Below are 12,328 nucleotides of genomic sequence, written 5' to 3' on the forward strand. Positions count from 1 at the left end.
CTCGCCTGACGCCCGGACCTCATCATGCCCTCAGCCACAGGCTTCATCCGTACCCCGCATCGCCAGCGCGGCTTCACGCTGATCGAGCTGATGATCTGCGTGGTGATTCTGGGGATCCTGGCGACTTGGGCAGCGCCAGGGCTGGCCAATCTGAGCGCCAAGATGACACTCGACAGCGAGGTGCAACGGATCTGGCAGCTTTTGCGGCTCGCGCGTCAGGAAGCCGCCAGCAGCGGTCAGGAGACCTGGCTCTGTCCAAGCGCGGAGGGGTCAAGCTGCAGCAACGCCGCCGACTGGAACGCGACACTGCTGTTGTTCATCGACGCCGATGGCGATGGACAGCGCGGTAGCGGCGAGCGTGTGCTGGCGGTGAGCCAGCCGGCGGGCAATCAGGTCAGTATCACGGCCAACAGTTTCTCCTCTGGCCTGGGCTACACCGCACTGGGATTCACCCGCGGCCGAGGGTCGGGCACGTTTACGCTGACCAACCCCGCGCTAGGGAGTGAAGGCAAGAAGATCGTGGTGCACTTTGCACGCATTCGAACTGAGTCGGTAACCGAAGACGACTCGGTCACCGAAGCGGAGAAAAACGGCTAGTCACACTCTCCCGAGGCGGGCGTTCGCGTACCCTCGCTCGTCAACGTCATCACATCGCATTCACCGCTGGTGCGACCGTCTGAGCGACTCGCTTCAATGGTGTAGCTTTGGCCATCACCGCTAACCGTCAGCTTCAAATCATATTTCGCGGTTCCGCTTTCCGGCGACTGACTGGGCGATAAGTCGAGGTCAACTGGCGATTCTGCCTCTTGCGTATCCTCTCCGTATCGGTAGATCTGCGAATAGCGCCGCTCCAGCGCCAGCGCCAGCGACTGCATCGCCGCCTGGGCATCGCGCGCCTGAGCGCGCTCCACGTAGCGCAAATAGCTCGGAATGGCGATCGCCGCGAGGATGCCGACGATTACCACCGCGATCATCAATTCGATCAGCGTGAAACCGCGGGCTCGGGAGAGTGATTTCATGAGTTAATCCAGTGTGCGCCAGGTGACACGACCGAGCTGCATGCGGTTGAGTGGGGTTTCGGCTATCTTCGCCAGCGTGCCGTTGGTGCCGGCGCTGATCTTGGTTTCCTGCGTTCCTGCCTCGTTCAGCACGACGCTGGGCGTAAATATCGCCCCGTCAGTCGCAACGCCGATGGGCACGTAGCTCGCGTCGTTGTCGGATGTCGGGTAGTAGGCATCCTGTTCGTCGACCGTGCCATCGCCATTGACGTCGATGACGGGTGTGGCAAAGGCCGAGCCGTACCAGGCGTTGAGCTCGTAGAGATAGCCGGCGTCCTCCGCGCCGCAGGTGCCGAAGCCGGGAATCAGCGAGGAAAAAAGAATGCGATTGCCGCGAAGCGAAGGGCCATCGACGACGCGCTCGGTACCGGTGAAGTCGAGATACCAGCCGTTTTCCGGATAGCTGCGTGTATCGACACTATCGAGATAACGCACCACGGCCGACGTCGAGTCCTGGTCATCGAGCGTCGTCTGATGAAGGGCCCGGCCGCTCAGGCTCTCACGAGTTAGTGTGTCCTGGCGGGCACTGCCGTCGACGAAATCGCGGATCGCATAGAAGCTGTCGGCCGTCTGACGATCCTGTGTCGTCGGCAGCCCGTAGTTTTCCTCGGCCCCCGTACCGAAAAAGAGCATCAGCCCGCCATCGGGATGATTGCCGACGGTCAGCGTCGAGGTCATGACCTGATGCTCTCCGTCGCGAACGCCGCTGAAAAGACGGTGCATGCCCGCGCCCCACTCTGACGGATCTTCGGAAGAGAGATCGAAGCGCCAGATATTGCCCTGTAAATCCGCGCCGTAGGCGAGATCCACGCGCCCATCCTCGTCGCGATCGACGAGCGAGACCGTCATCAAGCCGTTGGCGCCGCTGTTGTCGGCGGCACCAGGCGTCAACCGGATGACGTCATCGGCCGACCACTCCCCACCGGCGCCGCCATCGACGAACAAGATGTAAAGGCTGGCTTTGCCCGCCTCGCTGGCATAGCCGTTGCCGCTCACGACGGCAAAGCGCCCGTCTTCCATTTGAACGACGCTGGGCTGGTTGTAGATGTAGCCAATTTGCGATTCATCGTCACCGAAATGGGTTTTATCGTCGTCGACACCGTACTCCCAGAGCGAGAGCGCGGCGGCGTTGGATTCACTGAAGCGAGCAGGCTCGGTCACATCCAGCGCGAAAAGGCCCTGGCCACCGGACCCCAGACCGCTCGCCAGCATCGAGAACCAGTCGCCGGTGCCAGCCGCGCCATGGCGAACATCGAGGACCGTCGGACTCCCATCGACGTAGTACCGATGCTGGTAATCCGGGTCGGCGAGTGCCGGTAGCTGGCTGATCAACATGCCGGGAATGTAGGCTAGCTTCTCGACGCCTGTGGCAGCATCGAAACCGTGCAGCATACCGTCGTTGCCACCGACGTAGAGCATCGGCGTGCGATCCGCATGAACCGCGCGAAACGTGGCGTACGAGGTATCACCCTCTGGAGGAACGTAATAGGTGTTGGGAACACCGACCAGATAAGGCTGAGAGCCGATAAAGTCCCCAAGCCTGGCGCCCTCGCGACCATTGAGCCAGAAGCGATCTCGAAAGCTGCCGCCATTACGTTGCTCTTTGGCAGTGTCTCCCCGGATATAGGCAATCAAGTTACGAAGCGACTCGGTCATATTGACGCCCGCATCACTGAACGCTTTCTCGGTAAAGGGGACGCCGGCTCCAGTAATCGGATTACGCGTGATAATACGACGATCTCCGGGCGCGGGTAGCTTGTCACGCGCACTCCAGACGGGCGACGGCGTACCATCGTCTTCGAGCTTCACTGCCTGGACATCGCCCGACCAGCTGTACTGATTGTTATAAAGCGTCTGGAAGACGTAGTCCTTGACTTCGCCGTCATACCCAACGGTGACGCCAGCCCCGGTACGGTTGGTATTTTCCAGTACTTGATCGAGAAGTTGCCGCAGCGTATCGGACAATTCCCCGATCTGGTTGACTTCGAAGTAGGCCCCCGGGGAGCCATCTGGCCTGCGGCTGTCATTGCCGTATTTGGCGGCGTAATAGAGTGGTGTTTCCAACTGCTGACCGGTATTACCCGTCACCCGATAAACCGCAGTTGTTGCAGCGCTTCCGGTGCATGGCGCGGATGCCGGGCATAGCGATTCCGGATAGTCGTTGGTATAGCTATTGATACCTGTGTGCACGTTGAAACCATCGCTCTGCGCAAGAACAATCTGATCTGCGCGATCGCCAGTACCGTATCGCCCCCCCGTACCGCTCAGTATGTAACCCAGCCCGAGCTTATGAGAAGCCGCAGCGCGCGTCACGCTGGTCGTGATCGCGAGTCGTTCGTTCGATAATGTATAGCTGAGCCGTACTTCGGCATCGAAATCGTAATCGCCACCAAACTCTGAATCTTCCCAGTCGACCAGAAAGCTGCCGCTAGAACCGTCGGCTGCTTGGGACTCGACTAAAAAGTTGACCACGGCACATTTACCGTTGGCTGTAGTGTTGGAGCAGGCAGGTATCAACGACACTGACTTTCCATTGCCAATGGGAATGGAGACCAAGGGAACGTTGGACGCGAGCTGGACGGCGTAGGTATCGATCGACCGGCCGCTCTTGCCATCGTCGCTATGAACCACGGTATCGTCATGAGCGAATCGGGCTAGACCGGCGACGCTGTAGCCACCTTCCAACCCCGGCGCCGAAGGACAAAGACCCTTGGCATCTCCAAGATTGGAGAGCGATTTTGCCGTGCAGAATTTATCACTACTGGTTCCGCTGCTGGCGGGAGTCTGACCGATGAAGTAGCTACCAGAAATGCCTTCAGCAGCACCGACGGCATTAGTCTCGGACCGTATCTGGGCGGCAGAGATAGGGCTACGACTTGGAGCACCGAGATTATCGCTGTCGAATGAGATTTCACTGGCGTTGATCAGCAGGAGAGAGTGCGCTGCGCACCATTTATCGGAGATATCGTTATTCCATGCCGGCGACGTCAACCCAGGAACATAACTGGTTTCGACACTTCCCGCGCCCACAGAAAAGATATCCGTTGGGCTATTTTCGCCACTAATATAGCGAAGAGCCTCGAGAGCAATTTCACCGAACGGGTTCCCCCAATTAGAGCAACTCCCATTGGCAAAACTACTCTTTCCCCAAGGGCAGTTATCTCCAGCAGTCGCGTTATAGTTAGTATCCTTATAGCTATATTTAGCGATCTTGAGAGCATCGAGATTACTGACAATGCCGCTGACACCTGGTTGGTAGACTCCATTCGACTCACTGTATTCATTGCCAAAGTTTTCGAAGTTGGCTCTTAAAACTCCACCCTGTTTATTATTCCGATAGGAGCCCGTAAACATGCCAAATTCAATATCCTTGACATAATCATGAAGCAGGCCCGTTGGTTTCGGATAAGCGGAATCCGGATAGGCTGTGCAGTTATCTTCTCCCGGAGAGCGGCATACCTCGATACGTGCGCGATACTCCGCAGCCTGGTAATTATTTCCACCGGCCCTCCTCGGAAAATCTCCCCAATCGTAGCGCTCGGAACGCCACGGACACTGCCAAGCCTCAGTACTGGCCCACAGTGGCCAACCGACCTTGCTTCCGTTCTCGTTACCAGTTGCGACGCGAATCAGAGGTGGGTCAGTCACTGCTCCAGAATAAATATTTTCTTGAGCGTGATAAGTAGTATTGCAAAAGGTGATCGCGGTCGAACCGTTGTAGGGAGTGTTTTTGTTGATGATGCTTTTATCCGACAAGATCTTGCTAAAGCTATGCGAGTCCATCGGTAGGAAGGCTCGCTCGAGAATTGTCGTGTCCTGTGCATTATCACGATAGCGCTTGCCGCCATAGAGTGCTTTGCGAATGATATCGATGCGCGTCATTGTCGCCCAGTTGAGCAGGTTACCACTCCAGAATTTATTCCCCGTACAGGAGTGATCGGCAGCAGCGTTGCTGGTGCGTTTGAAAGCGCCATCCGCGAGAGCACTATCGTACTGATAGCAACTCGCACTATCGAAGTATCCGTAATAGTCCAGGTCCGGGCGATACGTAGAATCGATAGCTCCGTCCCCATCCAGGTCAGACCAGTCGGTATAGGCCTTCGAAAACCAGTTATGGTCATTGGAGAGCACCAGCATGCTGCGTGGCTCGGACTCTGCCTGTGCGCTCAACGGTGGATATTGCGGGATGTCCGAGGCAGCCAGGCAGCGCCCAGCGATTAGCAGTATTGACAAGGCAAGCCATCGTTCAATAGACATAACGTGCCTCGAGACGCTGGACAGAACGCCCTCCTGGGCCGAAGCCAATGCTGAAGACGCGAAAGAAGTATCGCTTATCAGGATTTTCCTCGGCCTGCCCCTTTACCGCCGCATCAACATCCTCGTAGCCGTCGATGAGCGCCGGCGAGATACAGCCGATCAGATAGCGCGGTGTCGGCACGAAGCTGTCGCCTCCACCGTCGTAGAGGGTGAAATCGGCGGCGGCGCCCTGACTCTCGAGCGACTTCCAGTGGTCATCGGACTCTAGCGCGTCTGCGGTCGTGATGTTGTAGCGGGCACCACCGGTGTTGCAGAACAGGCTCAGCTCATCGGTGCTCGTGATCGCCTGCTCTGCCGAGCGCAGGGCTGCCTCTGCTGCCTGAAACGCCATCTGTCGTGCCGCGTCATTCGTCGCAAGCCGTTGCTGCATTCTCGTTATCTCGCCGGCACCGAAGGTGAGCATGGCGATCAGTGCTACCAGCACGAGGGTTACCAGCAGCGCAGCCCCGCGCTCCGTGTGAGGCAAAGGCGATGTCATTGTGCCGTCTCCGGCAGGTTACGCAGTGTGATCGTCGAACTCAGACGGGTGCGCGCATGCCCATCGTCATAGGTGAGCGAACCATCCCCCCACGGGAAGGTCTGCGCATATCGCGTCCCCGAGCTTTCGTCGGAAGCCAGAATCATCTCGAATTGAATCGCCTTGACCGCGCTCCAGTTGACGTCCGCTTCGCGCTGGAAGCGATTGCCGTCGTCCAGGTAGCGCCAGCCCAGCGCATCGACATCGTTGAGCAGGGGCAGCGAGTCATGCGCCTCGTCGTTCTCGAAGTAGACCTTGCAACGCAGCGTACGGTCTTCGAGATAGAACCTGCTGATCGCGATCTCGTCCGCATTATCGTCATCGGGAAAACGAGTGCCGTCGCACAGAGTCAGCGCCTGCCCTTCGAGTACGGGCGCTCGATATCGAATCCAGACCTCGTCGTCAGTGTCGGCGCCAACGACCTGCCCCACCTCGAATGACGGGATGCCGGAGCCATCTGGCGACGTAAATGAGGGGAAAACGTCGCTCAGATCCTCCCAGCGATCGCTGTAGCCGGCGAGCCATAGCTGCTGCTGCACGACATGCAGGGCGAATCGCCGGGCATCCTGGACATCGCCGTTGGCGACCGATGTCTGATAACTCTGACGGCTAGAAATCAGGTAATTCGTGACCATCAGCACCAGCATCAGCCCGATGGCCATGGCGACCATGAGCTCCACCAGGCCGAGGCCTGACTGGCGTCGTGAGGGCCCACCGATCACAGCGCGGTCTCGATGCGCAGACAGCCACCGCCCTCGATAGCGCCGCCCCCATCGTCGTCCTGCGGGCGACAGTCGTTGTCATCGTTCTCGCCGCGGACCCGGCGCCATACGATAGCCAGCTGCGCGAGCAGCAGACCATCGCCCTCGTCGTCGATCGTCAACGACACGACAGCATTAGGCAACTGCTCGGCGAGCGAGGACTGCCAGTCCTCCACCACGTTGCACAGCCACTGATTGACGCTATCGCAACCGCTCCGCGAGTTGGCATCGATCTGCAGAGTTTCGGCAGCCTGCCGATCAATGCGCAACTGCTCGATCAGGCTGCCGGCAAGCATCACCGCCTCAGAGCGCCAGCGCGCCTGAACCTCTTCATGCATCGTGGCGAGCTGGAGCGCGCCAACGCCGAGCAGTGCAATACTCAAGACCAGCAGCGCAATCAGTGATTCGATCAGCGTCACGCCACGCTGACAGGCACCGAGGCCCGCGATCGGTCCGGCACTAGGAGTATCGACTGGCGCTTTCGATTGGCTGAAGGACACGGGACCCTCGTCTGACGCGAGAGCCGCCTGGATGGAGACGGCCGACCGGGGTGCAATCGTCGAGAGACCCGACGATGACATTCGTTTACCCCATATCGGCCATTGTCGAAGGGAATTTAGGGCGGGTTAGACTTCGCTGGCAATCACGCGTTCGCGCAGCTCGCGCGGCATCGAGAACGTGATGGTTTCGGGGCGACCATCGAGCTCTTCCGGCGCGTCGGCACCTAGCGCCGTGAGTCGATCGATGACGCCTTTCACCAGCACCTCGGGCGCGCTGGCGCCGGCGGTGATGCCGATGGTCTCGACACCTTCGAGCCAGCTCGCCTCGATCTGTCCGGCATCGTCGATCAGGTAGGCCGGCGTGCCGACGCGCTCGGAGAGCTCACGCAGGCGATTGGAGTTGGAGCTGTTGACACTGCCGACCACCAGCACGAGATCGGCAGCCGCAGCGAGTTCACGCACGGCATCCTGCCGGTTCTGGGTCGCGTAGCAGATATCATCCTTGCGCGGCCCCTGAATCTGCGGGAAGTGCTCACGCAAAGCATCGATCACCTTGGCGGTATCATCCATCGAGAGCGTGGTCTGCGTGACGAAAGAGAGCCGGGAAGGGTCACGGACCGGCAGGCCAGGCACGTCGTCTTCATGCTCGACCAGATGAATCTTGCCGCCGTAGCGCTCGTCGTAGCGCCCCATGGTGCCTTCGACTTCCGGATGGCCGGCATGGCCGATCAGAATGCACTCCTGGCCGCGCTTGGCGTAGCGCAGGACTTCCATGTGCACCTTGGTCACCAGCGGGCAGGTGGCATCGAAGATCTTGAGGCCGCGCTGCTCGGCCTCTTCCTGTACCGCGCGCGAGACACCGTGGGCGGAGAAGATGACGATGACATCGTCGGGAACCTCATCGAGTTCCTCGACGAAAACGGCGCCGCGCTCGCGCAGGCTATCGACCACGAAGCGGTTGTGAACGACCTCGTGACGCACATAGATCGGCGGACCGAACACGTCGAGCGCGCGATTGACGATGTCGATGGCGCGGTCGACGCCGGCACAGAAACCGCGGGGATTGGCCAGCTTGATCTGCATGATGACCTCGCTTGAAAGGTGCCGCCCGGCCTTTCGAACTTCCGGGACGGCAGAATGGCGCGACCGACGTCAGTGCGTCGTCGCCGGCTTGACCTCGATGATCTCGACTTCGAACGTCAGGGTACGCCCTGCGAGCGGATGATTGAAGTCGACCTCGACATGGCGCTCGTCGACGCTCGCGATGACCCCCGGCAGCTCGCCGCCGGCAGGGTCGGAAAATGACATCACCATGCCGGGCTCGACGGCTTCCTCGAAGGCATCCTTGGAGAGCCGCTGCACGTTCTGCGGGTTGTGCTGACCGAAGGCGTGCTCCGGACTGATGTCGAAGGCGCCCTGCTCACCGGCGCTCATGCCCTTCATCGGCGCTTCGAACCCCGGCGGCAGGTTGCCATCGCCGAGCTGAAACGTCGCCGGCTGCTTGTCGCGCGTCGAGTCGACCACTTCGCCATCTTCCAGCTTCACCGTGAAGTGAAGCGTCACTTCCATGCCATCGTCGATGCGATAATCGCCCTGGGGTTCGCCGCTCATGATTTCTCCCTGGTTCCCTGATCAGGCGTTTTCGTCCGACGCGAATCGAAAAACGACTGCAGGATCAAGCCGACGGCACCCAGCGTGATGGCGCTGTCGGCGAGGTTGAATGCCGGATAGTAGTGCGGCCCCCAATGGAACGACAGATAGTCGACCACATAGCCATGCACGAGGCGATCGTAGAGGTTGCCTATCGCCCCGCCGATGACCAGCGCCAGCGATATCGCGGTTGGCACTTCGCCTCGCTTGAGCCGCGTCAGCCACACTGTCAGCCCGATGCTGGCACCGATCGCGATCAGCGCGAACAGCCAGCGCTGCCAGCCGGCGTGCTCTGCCAGGAAGCTGAACGCCGCGCCGGTATTGTGCAAAAGCGTCAGATTGAAGATCGGCAGAATCTCGAGCGGCCGGCCGTATTCGAGGTTCGCCGAGGCCAGCGCCTTGATGCCGAGATCGAGCAGGATCACGGCAAGCGACAGCCACAGCCAGCGCAGCGGACGAGGCATGCGTTCGGTTGTCGTCGTGTCGGGATGACGTTTCAGGTTCGAGGAATCAGGCAAAACGGCGTACCTCGCCCGGGCCACCCGGCAGGTTGGCGATGGAGCGCGCCGACAGGGTCGGATGCGCAGGGTCCGCACCGACATCGGCGCGGCGCTCCCAGCTACGCTCGTCCTTGTCGTACGGGCTCAACCGCACGGCGACCTTGAGCCCCTCGAGCTCGGTCGACTGGGCATCGCCGCCCTCGGCAAGCGGCGCGAGCGTGGCATCGGAGGTGATCAGCACGAAGCGCAGCTCATCCTCGAAGCGCGAAAGCAGTGCGCGTAGCTCGTCGTCGACGTAAAGCGTCACTTCGCTATCCAGCGCGCCCTTGATCACGCCCTGGTTGCGCGCGTCCTCGAGCTGCTTGTTGACCGCCTGCTTGACCGCCATGACCCGCTCCCAGAACTCGCGGCCCATCGTCGCATCGGCCGGCAGTTCCGCCAGCTCTTCGTAGTAGGTCTCGAGCAGCACGCTGGCCGCGCGCTCGCCGGGAATGTTCTCGTAGATCTCCTCGCCGGTGAACGAGAGGATCGGCGCGACCCAGCGCGCCAATGCCTCGACGATGTGGTAGAGCGCGGTCTGACAGCTGCGGCGGGCCAGGGAGTCAGGCTGGGTGGTGTACTGGCGATCCTTGATGATATCGAGATAGAAGCCCCCCATGTCTCGCGCGCAGAAGTCGTGAACCTGCTGATAGACGTCGCGGAAGCGATAGTCGGCGTAGGCCGTCTGAATCCGCGACTGCAGCACCGCGGCGCGGTCGACCGCCCAGCGGTCGAGCGACAGCATCTCTTCGACCGCGACCCGATCCGTCGCGGGATCGAACCCGTTCAGGTTGGCCAGCAGAAAGCGCGACGTGTTGCGGATACGCCGATAGACGTCGGCCGTGCGCTTGAGGATCTCGTCGGAGACCGCCATCTCGCCGGAATAGTCGGTGGAGGCGACCCACAGGCGCAGGATGTCGGCGCCGAGCTTGTCCATGACCTGCTGCGGTGCGATCACGTTACCCAGCGACTTGGACATCTTGCGGCCCTTTTCGTCGACGGTGAAACCGTGAGTCAGCAACGCCTTGTAGGGCGGATGACCGTCGATGGCGCTGCCGGTCAGCAGTGAGGAGTGAAACCAGCCGCGATGCTGGTCCGAGCCCTCGAGGTAGAGATCCGCGCGGGGGCCGGTGTCGTGACCGAGCGGATGCGAGCCGCGCAGCACGTGCCAATGGGTGGTGCCGGAGTCGAACCAGACATCGAGCGTGTCGGTGACCTTTTCGTAGTCGGCGGCCTCGTCACCCAGCAGTTCGCTCGGCTCGAGCTTGAACCAGGCATCGATCCCTTCGATCTCGACGCGGCTGGCCACCTGCTCCATCAGTTCGACAGTGCGCGGATGCAGCTCGCCGGTGGCGCGGTGCAGGAAAAACGGGATCGGCACGCCCCAGTTACGCTGACGCGAAATGCACCAGTCAGGGCGGTTGGCGATCATGGCGTGCAGACGCGCCTTGCCCCAGCCGGGGATGAAGTCAGTCGCCTCGACCCCGGCCAGCGCTGTCTCGCGCAGCGTCTTGCCGTTGGTGCCTTCGATATCCATGCCGACGAACCACTGCGCGGTGGCACGATAGATCACCGGCGTCTTGTGGCGCCAGCAGTGCATGTAGCTATGGGTGATCTTTTCGTGCGCCAGCAGCGCGCCCGCTTCCTCGAGCGTGGCGACGATATGCGGGTTGGCCTTCCAGATCATCTGGCCGCCGAACAGCGCCAGATCGTCGGCGTAGACGCCGTTGCTCTGCACGGGATTGAGGATCTCGTCGAAACTCATGCCGTAGGCGCGGCAGGTGGCGAAGTCATCCTCGCCGTAGGCCGGCGCGGAATGCACCAGGCCGGTGCCGGCACCCAGTTCGACATAGTCGGCGACGTAGACCGGTGAACGCCGCTCGTAGCCGGCACCCATGCTGGCCAGCGGGTGGCGAAACGCGATGTGTTCGAGACTCGCGCCCGGCGCCGTGGCCAGGGTTTCGCCCGTCAGCCCGAAACGTTCGAGACAGCTCTCGACCAGCTCTTCGGCGAGCAGCAGCAGACGCTCGCCGGTATCGACCAGCGCGTAGGTGAACTCCGGATGGACGTTGAGCGCCTGATTGGCCGGGATGGTCCATGGCGTCGTCGTCCAGATCACGGCAGCCGCCGGTTTCGGCAGGGAGTCGAGCCCGAAGGCCGCAGCCAGCTTGGCGTCATCAACGCTCGGGAAAGCGACATCGATGGCATCGGACTGCTTGTCCTGATATTCGACTTCGGCCTCGGCCAGCGCCGAGCCACAGTCGAAACACCAGTTGACCGGTTTGAGCCCCTTGAACACGTAACCGCCCTTGACCATCTCGGCCAGCGCGCGGATTTCGCCCGCCTCGTTGGCAAAGTTCATGGTCAGGTAGGGATGGTCCCAGTCGCCCTGAACACCGAGACGCACGAAACCTTCTTTCTGGACCTCTACCTGGGCGCTGGCGTACTCGCGACACAGCGCACGCGCTTCGTCGGCCGGCAGGTGCTTGCCATGGGTCGTTTCGACCTTATGTTCGATCGGCAGCCCGTGGCAGTCCCAGCCCGGTACATAGGGCGCATCGAAACCGGCCAGATTCTTCGACTTGACGATGAAGTCCTTGAGCAGCTTGTTGACCGCGTGACCGATATGAATGCTGCCGTTGGCATAGGGAGGGCCGTCATGCAGCACGAACCGCTCACGCCCCTGGCGCGATTCACGCAGCCAGGCGTAGAGATTCATGTCATTCCACTGCGCGATTCGCGCCGGCTCCCGCGCCGGCAGGTTGCCGCGCATGGGGAAGTCGGTCGAAGGCAGATTCAGCGTGTGCTTGTAGTCACTCATGGCGGTATCGATTCGCTCGGGGCTAGGTTCGTGTCACTCGGGCTTTAGTCAACAGGGCTCGGTGCGGGAGTCGTTCGTTCCGGCACGGCAATTCGCCGCAAACCGGAGCATGGCGTCCAGGGCGTCGTTGCGAGTACCGAAGCCCTGGATCACGGGGTTGAAGAT

General features: G+C 60.9%; 10 protein-coding genes. 1 reads left to right on the forward strand and 9 read right to left on the reverse strand.

Annotation, left to right across the window (positions count from 1 at the left end; genetic code table 11):
• Positions 1–24: 24 nt before the first annotated feature.
• Positions 25–597 (forward strand): GspH/FimT family pseudopilin, encoded by a 573-nt coding sequence (locus tag IE125_RS18045; protein ID WP_189446087.1) that lies wholly within the window; start codon positions 25–27, stop codon positions 595–597.
• Here the strand turns inward: IE125_RS18045 and IE125_RS18050 are convergent.
• The 9 genes from IE125_RS18050 to ileS form a co-directional block, all read right to left on the reverse strand.
• The gene (locus IE125_RS18050; protein WP_189446088.1) at positions 594–1,019 is read right to left on the reverse strand and encodes a type IV pilin protein; all 426 of its coding nucleotides are present in this window, start codon (positions 1,017–1,019) and stop codon (positions 594–596) included. The two genes, IE125_RS18045 and IE125_RS18050, sit on opposite strands and share 4 nt — an antisense overlap.
• Before the next feature lie 3 nt (positions 1,020–1,022).
• Complete coding sequence (locus IE125_RS18055; RefSeq protein WP_189446089.1) at positions 1,023–5,315, reverse strand: pilus assembly protein; 4,293 nt, start codon at positions 5,313–5,315, stop codon at positions 1,023–1,025.
• Positions 5,305–5,853, reverse strand: a complete 549-nt coding sequence (locus IE125_RS18060; protein ID WP_189446090.1) for a pilus assembly PilX family protein — start codon at positions 5,851–5,853, stop codon at positions 5,305–5,307. Before IE125_RS18060 ends, IE125_RS18055 begins: the two co-directional genes overlap by 11 nt.
• Positions 5,850–6,614, reverse strand: coding sequence for a PilW family protein (locus IE125_RS18065; RefSeq protein WP_373297446.1), 765 nt, complete (start codon positions 6,612–6,614; stop codon positions 5,850–5,852). Before IE125_RS18065 ends, IE125_RS18060 begins: the two co-directional genes overlap by 4 nt.
• Positions 6,611–7,153 carry a type IV pilus modification PilV family protein gene (locus IE125_RS18070; protein WP_189446092.1) on the reverse strand — a complete coding sequence of 181 codons (543 nt, stop codon included), beginning with the start codon at positions 7,151–7,153 and terminating at the stop codon, positions 6,611–6,613. Before IE125_RS18070 ends, IE125_RS18065 begins: the two co-directional genes overlap by 4 nt.
• Positions 7,154–7,279: 126 nt before the next feature.
• Positions 7,280–8,236: a 4-hydroxy-3-methylbut-2-enyl diphosphate reductase gene (gene ispH / locus IE125_RS18075; protein ID WP_189446093.1), complete on the reverse strand. Its 957-nt coding sequence runs from the start codon at positions 8,234–8,236 to the stop codon at positions 7,280–7,282.
• 69 nt (positions 8,237–8,305) lie between these two features.
• On the reverse strand, positions 8,306–8,764 hold the full coding sequence (gene fkpB / locus IE125_RS18080) for an FKBP-type peptidyl-prolyl cis-trans isomerase (RefSeq protein WP_189446094.1): 459 nt from the start codon (positions 8,762–8,764) through the stop codon (positions 8,306–8,308).
• Positions 8,761–9,267, reverse strand: a complete 507-nt coding sequence (lspA, locus tag IE125_RS18085) for a signal peptidase II (RefSeq protein WP_189446095.1) — start codon at positions 9,265–9,267, stop codon at positions 8,761–8,763. Before lspA ends, fkpB begins: the two co-directional genes overlap by 4 nt.
• Positions 9,268–9,313: 46 nt before the next feature.
• Entirely contained in the window at positions 9,314–12,163 is a 2,850-nt protein-coding gene (ileS, locus tag IE125_RS18090) for an isoleucine--tRNA ligase (protein ID WP_189446096.1), read from the reverse strand.
• Positions 12,164–12,328: the final 165 nt, after the last annotated feature.

Source organism: Salinicola rhizosphaerae (assembly GCF_014652715.1).
Taxonomy (GTDB): domain Bacteria; phylum Pseudomonadota; class Gammaproteobacteria; order Pseudomonadales; family Halomonadaceae; genus Salinicola; species Salinicola rhizosphaerae.

Excerpts from the sequence above, each read along its gene's own strand:
- IE125_RS18045 (WP_189446087.1), top strand. The coding sequence starts at position 25 with ATGCCCTCAGCCACAGGCTTCATCCGTACCCCGCATCGCCAGCGCGGC.
- IE125_RS18050 (WP_189446088.1), bottom strand. The coding sequence starts at position 1,019 with ATGAAATCACTCTCCCGAGCCCGCGGTTTCACGCTGATCGAATTGATG.
- IE125_RS18055 (WP_189446089.1), bottom strand. The coding sequence starts at position 5,315 with ATGTCTATTGAACGATGGCTTGCCTTGTCAATACTGCTAATCGCTGGG.
- IE125_RS18060 (WP_189446090.1), bottom strand. The coding sequence starts at position 5,853 with ATGACATCGCCTTTGCCTCACACGGAGCGCGGGGCTGCGCTGCTGGTA.
- ispH (WP_189446093.1), bottom strand. The coding sequence starts at position 8,236 with ATGCAGATCAAGCTGGCCAATCCCCGCGGTTTCTGTGCCGGCGTCGAC.
- fkpB (WP_189446094.1), bottom strand. The coding sequence starts at position 8,764 with ATGAGCGGCGAACCCCAGGGCGATTATCGCATCGACGATGGCATGGAA.
- lspA (WP_189446095.1), bottom strand. The coding sequence starts at position 9,267 with ATGCCTCGTCCGCTGCGCTGGCTGTGGCTGTCGCTTGCCGTGATCCTG.
- ileS (WP_189446096.1), bottom strand. The coding sequence starts at position 12,163 with ATGAGTGACTACAAGCACACGCTGAATCTGCCTTCGACCGACTTCCCC.